17 protein-coding genes are annotated in these 19518 nt (G+C 70.1%); 4 read left to right on the top strand and 13 right to left on the bottom strand.

The features are described from left to right. Window positions 1–15 precede the first annotated feature (15 nt). Window positions 16–978: an SPFH domain-containing protein gene (locus ACFVXA_RS06950; RefSeq protein ID WP_383910532.1), complete on the bottom strand. Its 963-nt coding sequence runs from the start codon at window positions 976–978 to the stop codon at window positions 16–18. A gap of 256 nt (window positions 979–1234) precedes the next feature. Between ACFVXA_RS06950 and ACFVXA_RS06945 the strand changes: the two genes are divergently transcribed. Next, entirely contained in the window at window positions 1235–3607 is a 2373-nt protein-coding gene (locus tag ACFVXA_RS06945; RefSeq protein WP_384026871.1) for a transglycosylase domain-containing protein, read from the top strand. 86 nt (window positions 3608–3693) lie between these two features. On the opposite strand, the gene ACFVXA_RS06940 is transcribed toward ACFVXA_RS06945, so the two are convergent. From ACFVXA_RS06940 to ACFVXA_RS06905, 8 genes are all read right to left on the bottom strand, one after another. After that, complete coding sequence (locus ACFVXA_RS06940) at window positions 3694–5157, bottom strand: catalase (RefSeq protein ID WP_383748076.1); 1464 nt, start codon at window positions 5155–5157, stop codon at window positions 3694–3696. Between the two features lie 164 nt (window positions 5158–5321). Further along, entirely contained in the window at window positions 5322–7520 is a 2199-nt protein-coding gene (locus tag ACFVXA_RS06935) for a SpoIIE family protein phosphatase (protein ID WP_390024069.1), read from the bottom strand. After that, a complete protein-coding gene (locus tag ACFVXA_RS06930) occupies window positions 7502–7732 on the bottom strand; it encodes a hypothetical protein (protein ID WP_383748080.1) in 231 nt (76 codons plus the stop codon). Before ACFVXA_RS06930 ends, ACFVXA_RS06935 begins: the two co-directional genes overlap by 19 nt. Before the next feature lie 116 nt (window positions 7733–7848). Further along, window positions 7849–8541, bottom strand: a complete 693-nt coding sequence (locus ACFVXA_RS06925; RefSeq protein WP_390024067.1) for a DUF402 domain-containing protein — start codon at window positions 8539–8541, stop codon at window positions 7849–7851. Between the two features lie 115 nt (window positions 8542–8656). Beyond that, window positions 8657–10060 (bottom strand): class II fumarate hydratase, encoded by a 1404-nt coding sequence (locus ACFVXA_RS06920; protein WP_362029341.1) that lies wholly within the window; start codon window positions 10058–10060, stop codon window positions 8657–8659. Between the two features lie 98 nt (window positions 10061–10158). Beyond that, the gene (locus tag ACFVXA_RS06915) at window positions 10159–10974 is read right to left on the bottom strand and encodes a DUF2690 domain-containing protein (protein ID WP_362029344.1); all 816 of its coding nucleotides are present in this window, start codon (window positions 10972–10974) and stop codon (window positions 10159–10161) included. A gap of 258 nt (window positions 10975–11232) precedes the next feature. Beyond that, window positions 11233–11829: an SH3 domain-containing protein gene (locus tag ACFVXA_RS06910; protein WP_390024065.1), complete on the bottom strand. Its 597-nt coding sequence runs from the start codon at window positions 11827–11829 to the stop codon at window positions 11233–11235. Window positions 11830–12041: 212 nt separating this feature from the next. Next, on the bottom strand, window positions 12042–13709 hold the full coding sequence (locus ACFVXA_RS06905; RefSeq protein WP_362029350.1) for a fumarate hydratase: 1668 nt from the start codon (window positions 13707–13709) through the stop codon (window positions 12042–12044). 178 nt (window positions 13710–13887) lie between these two features. On the opposite strand from ACFVXA_RS06905, the gene ACFVXA_RS06900 reads away from it, so the two are divergent. After that, window positions 13888–14643, top strand: coding sequence for a DUF1707 domain-containing protein (locus ACFVXA_RS06900; protein ID WP_362029353.1), 756 nt, complete (start codon window positions 13888–13890; stop codon window positions 14641–14643). A 199-nt stretch (window positions 14644–14842) separates the two neighbouring features. Further along, complete coding sequence (locus tag ACFVXA_RS06895) at window positions 14843–15214, top strand: WhiB family transcriptional regulator (protein ID WP_389939335.1); 372 nt, start codon at window positions 14843–14845, stop codon at window positions 15212–15214. 96 nt (window positions 15215–15310) lie between these two features. On the opposite strand, the gene glpX is transcribed toward ACFVXA_RS06895, so the two are convergent. Further along, window positions 15311–16342, bottom strand: coding sequence for a class II fructose-bisphosphatase (glpX, locus tag ACFVXA_RS06890; RefSeq protein WP_362029357.1), 1032 nt, complete (start codon window positions 16340–16342; stop codon window positions 15311–15313). Between the two features lie 125 nt (window positions 16343–16467). Between glpX and ACFVXA_RS06885 the strand changes: the two genes are divergently transcribed. Continuing rightward, window positions 16468–16986, top strand: coding sequence for a DUF4245 domain-containing protein (locus ACFVXA_RS06885; RefSeq protein ID WP_362029360.1), 519 nt, complete (start codon window positions 16468–16470; stop codon window positions 16984–16986). Window positions 16987–17133: 147 nt separating this feature from the next. Here ACFVXA_RS06885 and ACFVXA_RS06880 read toward each other — a convergent pair whose 3' ends face one another. From ACFVXA_RS06880 to xseA, 3 genes are all read right to left on the bottom strand, one after another. After that, complete coding sequence (locus ACFVXA_RS06880; protein WP_362029363.1) at window positions 17134–17724, bottom strand: malonic semialdehyde reductase; 591 nt, start codon at window positions 17722–17724, stop codon at window positions 17134–17136. Window positions 17725–17991: 267 nt separating this feature from the next. After that, window positions 17992–18234 carry an exodeoxyribonuclease VII small subunit gene (locus tag ACFVXA_RS06875; protein ID WP_383910547.1) on the bottom strand — a complete coding sequence of 81 codons (243 nt, stop codon included), beginning with the start codon at window positions 18232–18234 and terminating at the stop codon, window positions 17992–17994. 9 nt (window positions 18235–18243) lie between these two features. Continuing rightward, window positions 18244–19452 carry an exodeoxyribonuclease VII large subunit gene (gene xseA, locus ACFVXA_RS06870; RefSeq protein WP_362029369.1) on the bottom strand — a complete coding sequence of 403 codons (1209 nt, stop codon included), beginning with the start codon at window positions 19450–19452 and terminating at the stop codon, window positions 18244–18246. Window positions 19453–19518: the final 66 nt, after the last annotated feature.

Genomic DNA, 19518 nt, shown 5'->3' with positions numbered 1-19518 from the left:
CCTCCGAAGGAGCCGTCACTGGTAGAGGGACCCGGTGTTCAGGACCGGCTGCGCCGCACGGTCCCCGCACAGCACCACCATCAGGTTCGACACCATCGCCGCCTTCCGCTCCGAGTCCAGCTCGACGATGTCCCGCTCGGTGATCCGGGCGATCGCCGCCTCGACCATCCCGACCGCACCGTCCACGATCTGCCGCCGGGCCGCGACGACCGCTCCGGCCTGCTGGCGCTGGAGCATCGCGGAGGCGATCTCGGGAGCGTACGCGAGATGCGTGAAGCGCGACTCGATGATCTGCACCCCGGCGGCCTTCACGCGCGCGTGCAGCTCGACGGCGAGCTTCTCGGTGACCTCCTCGGCGTTTCCGCGCAGCGACAGACCGTCCTCGTCGTGGGCGTCGTAGGGGTACTCGATGGCGATGTGCCGCACGGCCGCCTCGGTCTGGGTGGCGACGAACTTCAGGAAGTTGTCCACCTCGAAGGTGGCCTGCGCGGTGTCCTGGACCTTCCACACCACGACCGCGGCGAGCTCGATCGGGTTGCCGTACGCGTCGTTGACCTTGAGGACGGCGGTCTCGTGGTTGCGTACCCGCGTCGAGATCTTGGCCCTGGACGTGAGCGGGTTGACCCAGCGCAGCCCGTCCTGGCGGATCGTCCCCCGGTAGCGCCCGAAGAGCTGCACGACGCGGGCCTCGCCCGGCGCCACGGTGTTCAGCCCGCACATCGCGAAGAACGCGGCGATGCCGACCAGGACGCCGACGATGATCAGCGCGGCCTTGGCGCCCGTGGCCGTGACGGTGGTCCCGCCCGCGATCAGCCCGGCGCCCAGCAGCAGCCCCAACAGTCCGAGCAGCAGCGCGAGTCCGCCGCCGATGCTGTGCGCGGCGAACTCGCGGACGCGCGGAGCGGGCATCTCCGGCAGGTCGGCGGTGGGTGAGGAGTCGTGTGCGTCGTGCCCGTCGCGCGTGTCGTGCGTGGACATAGGTGGTCCCCCGTTTCGATCGTTCTGCCACTTAGCTTTGGTCTAGCTAAGTGATATCACTTTACCCCGCCCGGCAACCTTCCACCCCTCTCGGTCGTCGGTTTCGTTGGGACCGGTGCGCACGGCGTGCTGATTGTCACGTCCGGAAAAGACCGGATCGGCAGCCCTTTGTCATATCGCGCGGTGTTAGCTTTCTGAGCTGACCTGAGCGATGAACCTGTGTGACACACGAGAGTGAAGCGGAGCGGATCGACCCATGGGACGAGCGGAAGAGAGACGAGCGCGGCAGGCACGGGGCCGCCGCGCAGCGCCCAAGCGCTCGTCCGGGACGACGGCCGGCGCGTCGTCCGCAACGACGGCCAACGCGTCCGCCGGTGCTTCGACCGAGGGCAAGGCCGGCCGCACGGGGAAGAAGTCCCGCCGCACCGGTATACGCCGGTTCGTCAACTGGAAGACGATCCTCGGTACGTTCTTCGGCCTCTGCCTGCTCGGCATGGGCGGCTTCATCGTGCTCTACATGGTCGTGTCCGTACCCCAGGGCAACGCGGCCGCGAAGCAGCAGAGCAACATATACAAGTACAGCGATGGCAAGGTGCTCGGGCGCAAGGGCGAGGTCAACCGCGAGATCGTCGACCTGTCCCAGGTGCCCAAGGGCGTCCAGAAGACCTTCGTCGCCGCCGAGAACAAAACGTTCTACAAGGACTCGGGTGTCGACCTCAAGGGCACCGCCCGAGGCCTGATCAACACCCTCTCCGGCAAGGGCAAGCAGGGTGGTTCGACGATCACCCAGCAGTACGTCAAGAACTACTACCTCAACCAGGACCAGACCGTCACGCGCAAGCTGAAGGAACTGGTCATCTCGTTGAAGGTGGACCGCCAGAAGTCCAAGGACGACATTCTCGCGGGCTACATCAACACCAGCTACTACGGCCGCAACGCGTACGGCATCCAGGCCGCCGCGCAGGCCTATTACCGCGTCGACGCGAGCGAACTCTCGGTCGAGCAGGGCGCGTATCTCGCCTCGCTGCTCCAGGCCCCGAGCCAGTACGACTGGGCGAACGCCACGGACACCGGCAAGAGGCTCGTCAAGGCCCGCTGGAACTACACCCTCGACAACATGGTCGAGCAGGGCTGGCTGGACCCGGCCGAGCGCAAGACCATGAAGTTCCCCACGCCCAAGGACCCCCAGGGTGCGCCCGGCATGGAGGGCCAGACCGGTTACCTGGTGAAGGCGGCCGAGGACGAGCTGGCCAAACAGCTCGTCTCCCAGGGCACGGCGGCCGACTCGAACGACGCCCACGCCATGATCGACGCGGGCGGCTGGACCATCACGCTCAACGTCGACAAGAAGAAGCAGGCGCTGCTCGAGAAGACGGTCAAGGCGCAGCTGACCAGCAAGCTGGACCCCAAGAAGCGCAAGGTCGACGCCGACATCCAGGCCGGTGCCGTGTCCGTCGACCCCAGGACCGGCAGAGTCCTCGCGATGTACGGCGGCAAGGACTACTTCAAGCACTACTACAACAACGCGACCCGCCGTGACTACCAGGTCGCGTCGACCTTCAAGCCGCTGATCCTCGCGGCGGCCCTGGACGAGCAGGCCAAGACGCAGAGCGGCAAACCGATCACGGCGAACACGATCTACGACGGTACGAACCGGCGCCCGGTCGTGGGCAGTGACATCGGCTTCGCCCCGCCGAACGAGGACGAGCGCAGCTACGGCAACGTCACCGTCCAGACCGCGACGAACAAGTCCATCAACTCCGTCTTCGCGCAGATGGGCGTCGACGTCGGGATGGACGAGGTGCTGAAGGTCGCCGGCAACCTCGGCATGGACACCAAGGGCCTTCAGGCGGTGCCCGCGCAGACCCTCGGCTCCATGGGCGCGAGCCCGCTGGAGATGGCGGGCGTGTACGCCACGCTCGACAACCACGGCAAGAAGGTCACCCCGGCCATCATCGCCAAGGTCGAGCACAAGGACCGTACGGTCAAACTGCCCGACCCGATCGGCGGCCAGGTCATCAGCGAGGAGGCCGCTGACACGGTCACCTCGGTGCTGACCGGTGTGGTCGACGACGGTACGGCCCGCGTCGCGGTGCGGGACAACCCGGCCCGTGACGGTCAGCAGGTCGCCGGCAAGACGGGTACGTCCGACAACAACAAGTCGGCCTGGTTCACCGGCTACACGCCGAACCTGGTCACCTCGGTAGGCCTGTTCGGCGAGGGCGCGATCGGCACGCCCAACGCGGGCAAGCAGGTCTCCATGAAGGGCGCCACGGGCCTGGTCGCGGAGAACGGCCGTGTCAACGGCGGTGGCTTCCCGGCGCAGATCTGGGCGGCGTACACCTTCGACGCGATGGGCAAGGTCAGCAAGTTCGACCTGAACACCACGTCGGGGGCCGCGGTGCAGCCCACCGAGACGCCCACGCCCACATGGACGCCTTCGTCCACCCCCACGTCGTCGCCGACCACCGAGCCGCCGACGTCCGAGCCGCCGACGAGCAGCAGCCCGCCGACCCCGACGTCCGAGCCGCCGACGAGCAGCACCCCGACCACCACGAGGCCGACCACTACGACGGCGACCCCGACCGACAAGATCCCGAACGATCCGCTGAATCCGAACGGTCAGTAGCAGGGCCGGTACGGCGGTAGTGACACAGCGGCAGGGTGCCCGGGGCGAGCCGTCTCGCCCCGGGCACCCTGCTCTGGTTCCGCTGCTCAGCCTCCGTTGACGTTGTGCGCGATCCGGTCGCCGATCTCCTTGTCGATGTTGCGCCAGTACTGGAGCGCGCGGTCCAGGACCGGGCGGGACACGTCGGCCTTCAGGTGTCCGGTGACGTTCGAGACCAGACGGTCGCGGGCCGCGTCGTCGAGGACCTGGCGGACCATCGTGCCCGGCTGGATCCAGTCGTCGTCCTCGCGGTGCGGCTTGGTCGCCTCCCGCACCAGCTCACCGGTGACCGCCCAGCTCGCCGGGTCGCCGAAGCGCTCGTAGTCGGCGGCGGGACCGCCGTAGGAGTTGGGCGCGTACGGCCTCGCCGCGTTCGACGGCACATAGCGCATCGGGCCGTCCTTGGCGTACGAGTTCACCGGGGCGTGCGGCCGGTTGGGCGGCAGCTGCGCGTAGTTGGGGCCGATCCGGTACCGGTGGGTGTCCGGGTACGAGAACAGCCGGCCCAGCAGCATCTTGTCCGGTGAGGGGCCGATGCCCGGGACCAGGTTCGAGGGCTCGAAGGCGGCCTGCTCGATGTGGATGAAGTAGTCCTCGGGGTTCCTGTCGAGGGTCATCCGGCCTACGTCGATCAGCGGGTAGTCCCCGTGCGGCCAGACCTTGGTCAGGTCGAACGGGTTGAAACGGTAGTCCGCCGCGTCCTCGAACGGCATGATCTGGACCTTGAGGGTCCAGGTCGGCGCGTTCCCCGACTCGATCGACTCGAACAGGTCCCGGCGGTGCTTGTCCGCGTCGAAACCGGCGAGCTCGTCGGCCTCCTGCTGGGTGAGGAACTCGATGCCCTGGTCGGTCTTGAAGTGGTACTTCACCCAGAACCGCTCACCGGCGCCGTTGATCCACATGTAGGTGTGGGAGCTGTAGCCGTTCATGTTGCGGTACGTCTTCGGGATGCCCCGGTCGCCCATCAGCCAGGTCACCTGGTGCGCCGACTCCGGCGAGAGCGTCCAGAAGTCCCACTGCATGTCGTTGCTGCGCAGCCCGGTGACCGGGTGGCGCTTCTGCGAGCGGATGAAGTCCTGGAACTTGATCGTGTCACGGACGAAGAAGACCGGGGTGTTGTTGCCCACCATGTCGTAGTTGCCGTGCTCGGTGTAGAACTTCAGCGCGAAACCGCGGGGGTCGCGCCAGGTGTCGGGCGAACCCTGCTCGCCGGCGACGGTGGAGAAACGGGCCAGCATCTCCGTGCGCTTGCCCGGCTGGAACAGGTCAGCCTTGGTGAACTGGCTGACGTCGTTGGTGACTTCGAAGAATCCGTACGCGCCACTGCCCTTGGCGTGCACCACCCGCTCGGGGACCCGCTCCCGGTTGAACTGGGCCATCTTCTCGATGAGGTAGTGGTCCTGGAGCAGGATCGGGCCGTCGGGGCCGACGGTGAGCGAGTGTTCGTCGCTCTCCACCGGAATTCCGACGTTGTTCGTGGTGTACGGAGCCTTCTGGGGTGCCTGCGTCACGAGCGTCCTCCCGTCGAAAGAGGGTGTTTTAGGTCGCTTCGCTCACTCCAGCAGTCAACTCCGCCGACGGGATGTCGGCAACATTTGGACTGGGTCCAAAACCGGTACGTATCCGGTTCGCATCCGAGTCGAGCCGGCCGGGGTGAGGCGGACCGCGTACCCCCTCAGCCCCGGTTCAACTCGAACCAGACCACCTTTCCGGTGCTCAGCCGGGTCGCGCCCCACCGTCTGGCCAGTTTGTTCACCAGGTAGAGCCCGCGGCCGCCCTCGTCCGTGGCGCGCGCCTGCCGCAGCCGCGGCAGCTGCGGCACGTCGTCACCGACCTCGCAGCGCAGCACGTCGGTCCGCAGCAGCCGCAGCGTCACCGGCCGTGACGCGTAGCGCACGGCGTTCGTCACGACCTCGCTGACCAGCAGCTCCACGGAGTCGGTCATGTCCTCCAGGCCCCAGCGGGACAGCGCGCTCCGGGCCAGTCGGCGGGCCCGCCCCGGGGCCGCGTCCTCCGGCTCCAGGAACCAGTACGCGACGTCGCTCGGCGCGATCCCGTCGAAGCGGGCGGCGAGCAGCGCGATGTCGTCGTCCCGGTCGCCCGGTCCGAGCATGTCGAGCACCTCGTCGCAGAGCGCTTCGAGTGGCGGCGGATGGTCGGGCCCGGTCAGCTGCGCGGTGGCCGCGAGCCGCTCCCGCAGCTGCTCTATCCCGGTCCACACGTCCCGCAGGCGGGACTCGACCAGACCGTCCGTGTACAGCAGGAGCGTGGCGCCCGCGGGCGCGTCCAGCTCCACCGCCTCGAAATCCACCCCGCCCACACCGATGGGGGCGCCCGGCGGCACCCGCAGCACCTCGGCCCGGCCGCCCAGGTGCAGCAGCACCGGCGGTGGATGACCCGCGTTGGCGATGGTGATGCGGTGTGCCACCGGGTCGTAGACGGCGTACAGGCAGGTCGCCATGCGGTCGGTGCCGAGCCGCTGGGCCTGCTCGTCGAGGTGGTGCAGCACCTCCTGCGGCGGCAGATCGAGCCCGGCGAGGGTCTGCGCGGTCGTCCGCAGCTGGCCCATGATGGCCGCCGATGTCATGGAGTGGCCCATGACGTCACCCACGACGAGGGCGACGCGGCTGCCCGGCAGCGGGATCGCGTCGTACCAGTCGCCGCCGACGCGCGCGGTCTCGGCGGCCGGGAGATACCGGCTGGCGAGCCGTACGCCGGTGGGGCGCGGCAGCGTCTCGGGCAGCATGGTGCGCTGCAGCTCGTCGGCGATGTACGCCTCACGGCCGTACAGCACCGCCTTGTCGATGCCGAGCGCGCTGTGCGTGGCGAGCTGGGCGGCGACCAGCAGATCGTCGGCCTCGAAGGCGAGGCGCTCCGGGCGGCGCAGGAACAGCGCCGCGCCGATCACCCGGCGGCGACCGCGCAACGGCGCCAGGATGGCGCGCTGCCCGCTCGGCACGAACAGGTCCTCGCCGAGCAGCTCGGGCAGCGCGGCCCGGGCGGCGGGCGCGTCCGCGAAGACGGGCCGTACACCGCGCAGCACCTCGGCGAGGGCACCGCCGGGACGCACCTCGCACAGCTCGGCGGTCATCGCCTGCAACTCGCTCGGCTCGGGCCGCAGCGCGGGCAGAAAGCCGCCCTCGGTGTCCCGGTCCTCGGGAATCCGGTCGGTGCGCCGCAGCCGCAGCACGAGGGGCCCGGTGGGCCGCTCGTCGCCGACCGGCAGCGGATCGCGCAGATAGACGAGGATCGCGTCCGAGAAGGTCGGCACGGTGGCCCGGCACAGGCCCATCACGATCTCGTCGAGGTCGATGCCCCGGGCGATCCTGCGGGTCGCCGCGCCCACGAAACGCAGCCGGTCCCCGTCGCGCCGCATCGGCATCGGGCCGCCCTGCGGCAGGCCCTGGCCGGTACGCCGCTCCTTGCCGCCCGGGCTGCGCGAGGTCCGGTCCTGATCGGCGGCCGGCTGGGCCGGGATGCTCTCGGGAGCGGGGCGCGGGCGGTGCGGATCGGACTCGGCGGCCGACGGCTGGGAGTGCTCGGCGCCCGGTCCGGAGGAGCCGGGCGGCGGGGTGGACGCGCCGGTGCCCGGGGAGGACGCGGCGGATCCGGCGGACGCGGGCATGCCGGTGCCGGCGGAGACCTGACCGCCGGTGGGGCCGTGCTTGCCGCACGGGACCGCCGTACCTGAACCGTTCGGTACGTCGCCGGAGCGGGCCTGAACGGGTAACGCGGCGGCGCCTGGCGGCACAGTCGGCTGCTCCGGGGTACGCAGGAGCGCCCCGCGGGGGTCCGCGGGGGAGGGCGGCCGGCCGGCGCCGGGCTGGCGGCGCTCGTGCGAGGTGGGGTGCTCCGTCACGCGTGTCGAATCCATCCGTCCGGGGCTGCGCGCCGTGCGCGCAGTTCGTCCCGCAGCCCCGATACCCGGAATGTGCGCCCCAGGAACGGAATCTGCGCGTCGTCAGGGCCGGGTACGGCCCGCGCCGCCAGGAACACCGTCGTCGGCGCGGATGCCGCGGCGAGCCCGCACGGCCCGTCCGGCCGTCTGCGCGCCGCGCCGCCGTGCCCCTCGTACCCCTCGCTCACGTCCTGCCGCCCCTCGGTGACGTATGGTCAAGCCCAGCGCATGCTGCGGGAGTTGCTGCTGTGTGCCCTTGCGGAGGACGATCCTACGGTTGTACCACGGGGGCGCATCAAGGGTCTCATGAGGACACGTACGCGGGCGTACGGTCCCAGTCATCCGGCAAGGCGGGAATCGGCCAGGACGGATCCGGGCGCCAGTGCTGCCAGCCGTCCGAGTACGGCGCGCCCCAGGCGCGGATCGTCTCCACCGCGGACCACCCCGCTTCCCTTACCCGGGCGGCGAGTTGGGCGTCCATCAGACCGGCCCGCTGCGCCATCGCGAACTCGTCCTCGTCGAGCCAGCGCCAACTGCGGTCCGGATGCACGGAGATGTCCAGGAAGTGATCCTCGGAGTCGACCCCGCCCTCCCAACGGGCCAGCGGCGCCTCAAGATTCACGTACCAGTTCTTGAAACGCCAGCCCGGCTCCCAGAAGAGCCACACCGACCAGGGGGCGCCGGGCCGCGCCAACTTCAGTACCCCGGTGCCGAACCAGCGGCCGCGCCGCACCGCGCGCGGCTTGGTGTAGCGCGACTCCAGCGGCTCCCCGTGCACCGGCGTCCCGTCGGCGAGCACCGGCTTCACACACTCCGTGCCCGGAGCCAGCCACACCGCGAGCAGCTCGTCGTCGTCGCGTACGACGGTCACGGGACGGCAGATGTGGAAGCGCTCGCCGGCGTTCTCCCGGTACCGCCACAGGATGTGACTCCCGGGGGCCCAGTGCGCCGTCGACCCGCCCGTTTCCACGTCTCTCACCGCTCCACCGTCTGCCATGACCAGATATTAGGTGCCCCGGGCATACGACGCTGCGGTGCGCGTCACGGTTCGCACCACCGGCCCCATGCCGTTACGGAGCCGTCATCAGGCGTTTTTCGAGGGGCGGAGCCCGTTACGGATGCGTCATCCGCAGGACATCCAGCGCCTCGTCCAGTTGTTCGAGCGTCAGGTCGCCCCGGTCCACGTACCCCGATTCAAGGACGACCTGACGGATGGTCTTGCGCTCCGCCAGCGCCTTCTTGGCGACCTTGGCGGCCTCCTCGTAGCCGATGTACTTGTTGAGCGGGGTGACCACGGCCGGGGACGACTCGGCGTACTCGCGGGCCCGTTCGCGGTGCGCGACGATCCCGTCGACGGTCCGGTCGGCGAGCAGCCGGGAGACGTTGGCCAGCAGCCGGATCGACTCCAGGACGTTCTTCGCGATGACCGGCAGCATGACGTTGAGCTCGAAGTTCCCGGCCGCTCCGGCCGTGGCGACGGTGGCGTCGTTCCCGATCACCTGGGCGGCGACCATCAGCACGGCCTCGGGGATGACGGGATTCACCTTCCCCGGCATGATCGAGGACCCCGGCTGGAGATCCGGAAGACTGATCTCGGCCAGCCCGGTGCGCGGCCCGGACGCCATCCACCGCAGGTCGTTCGCGATCTTCGTCAGGCCGACCGCGATGGTCCTGAGCTGCCCGCTGGTCTCCACGACGCCGTCGCGCGCACCCTGCGCCTCGAAGTGGTCGCGGGCCTCGGTGAGGGGCAGCCCGGTCGCCTCGGCCACCTCCTCGATGACGGCGGCCGAGAACCCGGGCGGGGTGTTGATGCCGGTCCCCACGGCCGTTCCGCCGAGCGGCAGTTCGGCGAGCCGGGGCAGCGAGGCGTGCAGCCGCTCCACGCCGTACCGCATCTGGGCCGCGTACCCGCCGAACTCCTGGCCCAGCGTCACCGGCGTCGCGTCCATGAGGTGCGTACGCCCCGACTTCACGACGTCGGAGAACTCCTCGGACTTCCGCGCGAGCGAGGCGGCGAGGTGCTCGAGCGCGGGGATGAGGTCCCGGGTGACGGCGGCGGTCGCGGCGATGTGCAGCGAGGAGGGGAAGACGTCGTTCGACGACTGCGAGGCGTTCACATGGTCGTTGGGGTGGACGTCCCTGCCGAGCCGCTCGGTCGCGAGCGTGGCGATGACCTCGTTGGTGTTCATGTTGGAGGACGTGCCGGATCCGGTCTGGAAGACGTCGACGGGGAAGTGCGCGTCCCAACGGCCCTCGGCGACCTCGCCGGCCGCCTCGTGGATCGCCTCCGCGATGTCCTTGTCGATCACCCCCAGCTCGCCGTTCACCTTCGCGGCCGCCGCCTTGATCCGGGCGAGGGCCTCGATGTGGGCGCGCTCCAGATGCTGTCCCGAGATCGGGAAGTTCTCCACGGCTCGCTGGGTCTGGGCCCGCCACTTCGCGTCCGCCGGCACCCGGACCTCACCCATGGAGTCGTGCTCGATCCGGTACGGGACTTCTGCCTGCTCATCGGCCATCGCCGATCACCTCCAGTGGAGACAGCATCGCGGACATGTCCCGTGTTCCCGCGACAGACGACGGCAACGGAGTGTCCTGTGCCTCCTCCCACGGGAAGTCAGGGGCGCGGAACGCCGAACAGGCCGGTGCACGCGGGCTTTCCGCCCACCGTGGCGCACGCCTGCGCGCCGCGCGGGCTCGACGCGGCCAGCATCGGGCTGCTGTATCCGTCCGCCTTGTCGCCCTGGTAGGTGGCCGACAGCTCGTCCAGGCCCGCCCTGATCGAGATCTCCCGCGCACCGCCGGTCCTGGTGTGCAGCTCGGACCAGACCGTGGCGCAGGACGGCGAGAAACGCAGCAGCACCACCTGGGCGGCCTGCGCGACGACGCTCTCCGTACGCGCGTCCCGGCCGCAGGTCTCGGCGGTCGGGAACTGCCCTTCACAGCTCCTGCCCCGGCAGGAGGTGGTCGCGTGGAACACCGCCGCCTCGTCGTGGTCGAGGACGTCCGCGGCCCCCGCGGTGACCGCCACCGTGGCGGCCATCGCGGCGAGTGTGACCAGGGCGCGACTCGAGGGACGCAGGCGGCGGCCCCGTACAGGTGCGGCCGGGGCCGGCGGCTGCGGCGGCACGGTGGACGCCGACCTGGACTGCTCCCGGGCGGCCGCGTCCCACAGGGAGAGCAGGGCACCGGGGTCGGCGTCGGCGAGCCGGCCGAGCGCCTCGACCGCCGCCCGCGGCGGGAACTGGTCGCCGTTCAGATAGCGGTGCCAGGTCGACTTGCTGAACGGGGTGGCGGTGGCCAGTGCGGCCAGACTCAGCCCCGTCCGCTGCTTGAGGATGCGGAGCCGCTCCACCAGCAGCTGCCCCGCGTCGTCCGACGGGTCGGGCAGCGGCTGACTCGGCTGCCTCTTGACCGTCACATGGCTTTCCATCGTGCTCCCTCGCCGTGCCGGGGGTGACCGCCCTGATGCGTTCCCGTGGGCGGCGCCGCGCCACACCACGATCGCCGGAATATGAAGGGGTGTTGACCTGCCGTTACGCCATCGGGGGGCGGTGTGATCGGCTGATCCGACCGGTCGTACGTCCGGTGGCACCTCCTGACGGGGTGGTGCCCGTCGCCCTGGGCGTCGGGGCGCACCTGGCCCCGTCAGGAGGTGCCGGCTGTCAGAAGCGGTGCGGCGGCGAGCCCGTCAGCACCAGCGGACGGCGCTGCGGTTGTGCACGTAGCGGGCGGAGACGTAGCCCTTGTGGTGGGCCAGCTTGTACCAGCGCCGGTTGCCCTGGACGCTGGAGCCCCGCTTCTTGCAGGTGATGCCCATGACGTGGCCGATGGGCCGCGAGCCGATCACCCGGTAGCCGGTGCCAGGTCCGGACCGGACGTTCAGCCGCAGGTGGTGGGTGGTCACGCGGCCCCAGGTGTGGCTCGCGAGGTGGTGCCGGGTGTGCCTGACGACGTGCCGCCGGGCGTGCGTCCTGGTGTGCCGCCAGGCAGGGGCCGCCACGTGGTGGCGTACGTGGGTCGCCACGTGGCGCCGGGCGTGGTGCTTCGGCGTCTTCGGCAGGATGTGCCGCGCGCCGGGGTGGCCCGGAAGCGCGGACTGCGGGATCGTCGGGTACCAGCTCGGCGTCGAGACCGGGGTGGCCCAGCTGGGCACGTGCGCTGCCAGGGCGGCGGGGGCGACCGCCGTGACCTCTGCCGGAGCGGCGGAGGCGACGGCTGTCACCGGGAAGACGGCGACGGCCGCGACCGCGGCCACGAGGCCGTTGCGCAGGGTGCGTCGAATCATGGGATTTCCCTCCGAGTTGACCTGCGGATCACAGGCTGTGATCCAGTCAGCACGGAGCTTTTCCGGCAAAGCTCGCAAAGATGCTGTCCCACATGTTCCTGGGACGAAGTGGGACAGCATCCATCGGCGAGTCGACGCCGTACGGCGTCCCGGGACGCCAGGGCTTGTCCGGCATTACCAGCCGGACAGGCCCTGGGCCGGCCGGACAGGCCCTAGGCCAGCCCGGGGCCCCGGACCGGGATGTGGGTGAACGTCGGCTCGGGGGCGGGGTTCTGGAAGAAGTCGTTGCCCTTGTCGTCGACCACGACGAAGGCCGGGAAGTCCTCGACCTCGATCTTCCAGACGGCCTCCATGCCGAGCTCCTCGTACTCGACGACCTCGACCTTCTTGATGCAGTCCTGGGCGAGCCGGGCCGCCGGTCCGCCGATCGAGCCCAGGTAGAAGCCGCCGTGCGCGTCGCACGCGTCCGTGACCTGCTTGCTGCGGTTGCCCTTGGCCAGCATCACCTTGGAGCCGCCCGCCGCCTGGAACTGCTCCACGTAGGAGTCCATGCGGCCGGCCGTCGTCGGGCCGAAGGAGCCGGACGCGTACCCCTCGGGCGTCTTGGCCGGACCGGCGTAGTACACCGGGTGGTCCTTCAGGTACTGCGGCATCTCCTCGCCCGCGTCCAGCCGCTCCTTGATCTTGGCGTGCGCGATGTCGCGCGCCACCACGAGCGGGCCGGAGAGCGAGAGCCGGGTCTTGACCGGGTACTTGGTCAGCTCGGCCAGGATGTCGTCCATCGGCTGGTTGAGGTCGATCCTCACCACGTCACCCGACTCGTCGAGGTGCTCGTCCGTGGTCTCCGGCAGGAAGCGCGCCGGGTCCGTCTCCAGCTGCTCCAGGAAGACGCCCTCGGCGGTGATCTTCGCGACGGCCTGGCGGTCGGCGGAGCAGGACACGGCGATCGCGACGGGGCAGGACGCGCCGTGCCGCGGCAGGCGCACGACCCGCACGTCGTGGCAGAAGTACTTGCCGCCGAACTGCGCGCCGATGCCGATCTTCTGCGTGAGCTCGAAGACCTTCTCCTCCAGCTCCTTGTCCCGGAAGCCGTGGCCCAGCTCGGAGCCCTCTGCCGGGATCTCGTCCAGGTAGTGCGCGGAGGCGTACTTCGCGGTCTTCAGGGCGTACTCCGCGCTCGTACCGCCGACGACGATCGCCAGGTGGTACGGCGGGCAGGCGGCCGTGCCGAGCGAACGGATCTTCTCCTCCAGGAACTTCATCATGGAGGCCTCGTTCAGAACGGCCTTCGTCTCCTGGTACAGGAAGCTCTTGTTCGCCGAGCCGCCGCCCTTGGCCATGAAGAGGAACTTGTAGGCGCCGCCGTCCGTCGCGTACAGCTCGATCTGGGCGGGCAGGTTCGAGCCGGTGTTCTTCTCCTCCCACATGGTGAGCGGAGCCATCTGCGAGTAGCGCAGGTTCAGGTTCAGGTACGCGTCGTAGATGCCGCGCGAGAGGGCCGCCTCGTCGCCGCCCTCCGTGAGCACGTTCTGTCCGCGCTTGCCCATGACGATCGCGGTGCCGGTGTCCTGGCACATGGGCAGGACGCCCGCGGCCGCGATGTTCGCGTTCTTCAGCAGGTCCAGCGCGACGAACTTGTCGTTGTTCGACGCCTCGGGGTCGTCGATGATGCGCCGCAGCTGTGCCAGGTGAGCGGGCCGCAGGTAGTGCTGGATGTCGTGGATGGCCTCTTCGGCGAGCTTGCGCAGCGCCTCCGGCTCGACCTTGAGGAACGTCCGCCCGTCGGCCTCGAAGGTGGAGACACCCTCGGAGGTCACCAACCGGTAGGGGGTGGTGTCCTCTCCCTGGGGGAGCAGATCGGTGTACGCGAACTCAGGCATCTCGCCCATTCCTCACTCGACAGACAGCGGCGTGCCTCCATTGGCAGCGCCCACCAGCGTAGAACCTGCCACGGACACCGAGCCTGTGAGGTAAGGCTCAGTTGGTGTGCTGGACGGGTTTTCCACAGGTCGGGCGAAGGGGTAGTCGCGATCTATCGCGTTTGGGTACGCTGCTGCCGTGGACCTTCAGAAGCGCCCCGACCCGACCGCGCCCACGCCGGCGAAGCCGACCGCGACGACCACGGCGGCGGCGCCGACCGAGCTGCGCGCCTCCGACGCCGACCGCGACCGGATCGCCGACATCCTGCGCGAGGCCCTCGCCGAGGGGCGCCTGACCGCGGAGGAGCACGCCGAGCGGGTGGAGGGGGTGCTGGCCACCAAGACGGTCGGCGAACTCGACCAGTTCGTACGGGACCTGCCCGCCGCCCACACCGGCCGCGCGACCTCCGCCTACACCTCCGTGCCCCGCCGCCCCGCCGCGGACGCCATCCCCGTGGAGGCCGACGAGAACGTGGTGGCGGTCTTCAGCGCCGCTGTCCGCAAGGGCCGCTGGCGCGCCGGACGCCGCATCCACGCGTACTCCGTCTTCGGCAGCGTCGAGATAGACCTCAGCGAGGCGATCTTCGAGTACCAGCACGTCGTGATCAAGGCCATCTCGGTCTTCGGCAGCGTGGAGATCCGCGTCCCGGAGAACGTCTCGCTGCGCGGCAGCGGCGGCGCGGTCCTCGGCAACTTCGAGGTGGACACACTGGATTCGGGCGACCCCCACGCGCCGGTCGTCTATGTCGACGGGCTGTCGGTGCTGGGCAATGTCGAGGCAAGGCCCAAGCGGGGCAAGCTGATCGCGGACATTCTCGACCGGGTGACGGGCCGGGTGACCGAGCGCGTGTCCGACCGGGTGGACCGGAGTTTGCGCAAACACCTGGACCATTGACGCTTGTGAATTCGGCGGCCCTGCCGGCGAATTGGTCCAGTTGTACGAGCCCGGCGGCGCACGAGAATTCCAGGGCTTCGGAACACAGTGCATAGGCGCGCGCACAGCGGGTAGGCCTTGCTGCATCGTCTCTTGGAGGGCGCTGTGGAACTTTCCGCGGTGCCCGGCACGCTCGCGAAGCCGTCGTCAGGAGTAGACCGTGCTGCAACCGCCGCATCAGTCCCTGCAGGTAGCTGCCGTTCCGGCCCAGCGGGCGCCAGTGCGGGACAGGGAACAGGAGGCCCCATGGCACACCGAGGCGGTGTGCCGACGAGACGAAGCCGGCCTGTTCTTCGCCCCCTCCAAGGAACCCACGGCCGCCCGGCTGTCCCGTGAGGAGGCGGCGAAGCGCGTCTGTGCCCGCTGCCCGGTCATGGTCGAGTGCCGCGAGCACGCGCTGCTGCAACCCGAGCCGTACGGAGTCTGGGGCGGCCTCACCGCCGCCGAACGCCGCGTGGTGCTCGCCCGCAGGCGCCGCCGCGAACTGGAACTGAAGAAGGCCGCACGGGGCACGATAGCGGCGGCCGGCTGACCGGAACGCACGGGAAAGGGGCGCCCCCTCCGCACAGGGGGCGCCCCTTTCCCGCAGCTGGGCCGGGTCCGCAGTTACCCGGCGGACCCGGCGGAGCTACTTCGCGCGGTCGAAGTCGATCGCGCTGTACGCCCGCAGCTTGCTGAGCCGGTGCTCGGACCGGATCTGCCGCACCGTACCGGACTTGGACCGCATCACGATCGACTCGGTCGTCGCGGTCTCGGCGCGGTACCGCACTCCGCGCAGCAGCTCACCGTCGGTGATGCCGGTCGCGACGAAGAACACGTTCTCGCCGGAGACCAGGTCACTCGTGGTCAGCACGCGGTCGAGGTCGTGACCGGCGTCGATCGCCCGCTGCCGCTCCTCGTCGTCCTTGGGCCACAGCTTGCCCTGGATGGTGCCGCCGAGGCACTTGACGGCACAGGCCGAGATGATGCCCTCGGGCGTGCCGCCGATGCCGAGCAGCAGGTCGATGCCGGTGCCCTCGCGCAGGGCCAGGATCGAGCCGGCGACATCGCCGTCGGAGATCAGCTTGATGCGCGCGCCGGTCTCCCGGATCTCCTTGATGATCCCGTCGTGGCGCGGCCGGTCGAGGATGACGACGGTGACGTCCTCGGGCGTGGAGCGCTTGGCCTTGGCGACCCGCCGGATGTTCACGGAGACGGGTGCGTTGATGTCGACGAAGTCGGCGGCCTCCGGGCCGGTCACCAGCTTGTCCATGTAGAAGACCGCGGACGGGTCGAACATGGTGCCGCGGTCGGCGGCGGCGAGCACCGCGATCGCGTTCGTCATGCCCTTGGCGGTGAGCGTGGTCCCGTCGATCGGGTCGACGGCGATGTCGCACTCGGGGCCGGTCCCGTCACCGACGCGCTCTCCGTTGTAGAGCATCGGAGCCTCGTCCTTCTCACCCTCACCGATGACGACGACGCCGTTCATCGAGACGGTGGAGACGAGGGTCCGCATGGCCCGTACGGCGGCGCCGTCGGCGCCGTTCTTGTCGCCGCGGCCGACCCAGCGGCCCGCGGCCATCGCGGCGGCCTCGGTGACCCGGACCAGTTCCAGGGCGAGATTTCGGTCGGGGGCCTCGGAAGGGACCTCGAGTTCGGACGGCAGATGATGCTCGGTCATCGGAGCGCACCTTTCTGATACGACGACGGCCGGATGAGGGTGTGTCCCGACTCTATCGCCAGGCCGACAAAATGAGCAGGGGGCCCCACGGATGAGCAGGCCAGGGCACCTGCGACGATAGGTACGTGGCAGGTATGAAAGGTAAGCAGTCGGTCCGGGACATGATTCTCTCCCTGGGCCTCATCGGGCTCATGGCGGGCGTCATCTACATCTTCATCCCGCATGACGACTCCAAGCCTCCGCTCAAGCGTGTCGACTACCGTGTCGAGCTGCTCACGGCGCGCCGCGCGGCGAGCTATCCCGTGGCGGCGCCCGAGGGTCTGCCCCAGGCGTGGAAGGCCACGTCGGTGCGGTACGACGGCTCGGAATTCGACGCCTGGCACCTGGGCTTCCACGACCCCGACGGTCAGTACGTGGCGGTCGAGCAGTCCACTCAGAAGCCGGCCGTCTTCATCGACACGGCCAGTCAGGGCGCCAACGCGACCAAGGACACCCAGCACATCGGCGACCAGACGTGGCAGCGCTACACCGGGGGCCGCTACGACGCCCTCGTGCTGAAGGCCAAGGGCTCCACGACGGTGGTGACCGGCACGGCGTCGTTCGCCCAGCTGACGAAGATGGCCGAGGCGCTGAAGACGTCGTAGCGCGCTCACGCGTCCGTACGGTCGCGGCGCTCACGCGTCCGTACGGTCCTGGCGCGCTCACGCGTTGGTGTGCACGAGAAGGGCCCCCGGCGTCATTGACGGGGGCCCTTCTCGTACGTGCGGGGGTCGGACTCGCGGGTGTGCGGGTCAGACGGTCGTGACCACCTGGTCGAACTCCAGGCGCGGGGAGCGCGGGAACCAGGCCTCGTCGCCCGGCTTGCCGATGTTGACGACCATCAGCGGGGTGTGGTCGTCGTCCAGGAACTCCTTCTGGACGCCCGCGAAGTCGAGACCGGTCATCGGGCCGGCGGCGAGGCCGGCGGCGCGGACGCCGATGATGAAGTACGCGGCCTGGAGCGCGGCGTTCAGGGCGGCGGCACCCTCACGGGCCGGGCGCTCCGCGAAGAAGACGTCCTTGGCGGCCGGGAAGTGCGGGAAGAGGGCCGGCAGCTCCTCGTGGAACTCGTTGTCCGCGGAGAGGATCGCGACGAGCGGGGCGGTGGCCGTCTTCGGCTGGTTGCCCTCGGCCATGTGCTGCACCAGGCGCTCGCGGGCCTCGGCGGAACGGACCAGGGTGATGCGCAGCGGGGACTGGTTGAAGGCGGTCGGGCCGTACTTGACCAGGTCGTAGATGGCCTGCACCTGCTCGTCGGTCACCGGCTCGTCGGTGAACGAGTTCGCGGTGCGGGCCTCGCGGAAGAGCAGGTCCTGGGCGGTGGGGTCAAGAACGAGGGACATGGTGAAACCTTCTCGGGACGAGCGGGGATCCGGGGGACCGGCTTGCGGTCTCGACAGTACGACAGGAAGGTTTAAGCTTCAACCAAAACCGCGCCTACGTGATCCACTTCACACATACTTCAACTTTCAAGGACTGTAGTGGCCCGGCTCCGCCCGCGCGAGCAGACCGGTGCCCGGGCTCTAACCGGGGCCGGGTCCTAACCGGTGCCGGGCGCTAATCGGTGCCCGGGGCTCTAACGGTGCCCGGCTCTAACCGGTGCCCGGGCTCTAATCGGAGTCGGCCGAGCCGCCCTCGCCCTCGCCCTCGTCCTCCTCGGCCAGCGCCGCGTCCAGACGCGCCCGCGCGCCCTCCAGCCAGCGCCGGCACACCTTAGCCAGCTCCTCGCCCCGCTCCCACAGCGCGAGGGACTCCTCCAGGGTCGTGCCGCCCGCCTCCAAGCGGCGTACGACCTCGATCAGCTCGTCCCGCGCCTGCTCGTACCCGAGCGCCTCGTCCACCTTGCTGGTCATGCGCCCACCCTATGCATCGACTCGAACCGTGAATTCACCCTCGGCGACCCGCGCCCGCAGCTCGTCGCCCGCCGTCACCTCGTCCGGACCCCGGACCACATGGCCGTCGGCCTTCTGCAGCACCGCGTACCCCCGCTGGAGGGTCGCGGCGGGGGAGAGGGCGACCACGCGCGCGTGGGTGTGCGTCAGCTCCGAGTCGGCGCGGTCGAGGAGGTGCCCGAGGGTGCGGCGACCGCGGTCCAGCAGGGCGGCGACCTGGTCCGCCCGCTCGTCGACCATCCGGTGCGGATCCTCTATCGAGGGCCGGGCCAGCGCGTGCGCGAGGCCCCGCTCCTCCCGCTCGATGAAGGACCGCACGCTGCGCCGCGCCCGGTCCCGCAGGAACCGCACCCGCTCGTACTCCTCGCCGACGTCCGGTACGACCTTCTTGGCGGCGTCGGTCGGGGTGGACGCGCGCAGGTCGGCCACGTGGTCGAGCAGCGGGTTGTCGGGTTCGTGCCCGATGGCCGACACGACGGGCGTACGGCATGCCGCCACGGCCCGTACGAGCTGCTCGTCGGAGAACGGCAGCAGGTCCTCCACGCTGCCGCCGCCGCGCGCCACGATGATCACGTCGACGTCGTCCAGCGCGTCCAGGTCCTTCACCGCCTGCACGACCTGCGGCACGGCGTGCACGCCCTGCACGGCGACGTTACGGACCTCGAAGCGGACGGCCGGCCAGCGGTGCCGCGCGTTCTCCAGCACATCGCGCTCGGCCGCCGACGCCCGCCCGCACACCAGCCCGACGAGCTGCGGCAGGAACGGCAGCGTCTTCTTGCGCTCGGCCGCGAACAGCCCCTCACTCGCCAGCGACTTCTTCAACTGCTCCAGCCGGGCGAGCAGTTCACCGACCCCCACCGGCTTGATCTCGGTGGCCCGCAGCGACAGCTGGCCCCGCGGCGCGTACCACTCGGGCTTCGCGAGGACGACGACACGGGCGCCCTCGCTCACCACGTCCGCGACCGCGTCGAACACCTGCCGGTAGCAGGTCACGCTCACCGAGATGTCGTACGACGGATCGCGCAGCGTCAGAAAGACCACACCCGCGCCCGGCCGCCGCGACAACTGGGTGATCTGCCCCTCGACCCACACCGCGCCGAGCCGGTCGATCCATCCGCCGATGAGCCGCGACACCTCACCGACGGGCAGCGGGGCGTCCGCGGACGTGTTGAGAGCCATGCGCCCGAGCGTAACGGCCGGGGCTGACAGCGGGAGCTTTCAGCCCGTCCGGCGTTTGAGGACGGG

The organism is Streptomyces sp. NPDC058246 (assembly GCF_042881985.1).
Classification (GTDB): Bacteria; Actinomycetota; Actinomycetes; order Streptomycetales; family Streptomycetaceae; genus Streptomyces.
This window is presented reverse-complemented; position numbering and strand designations above follow the sequence as displayed.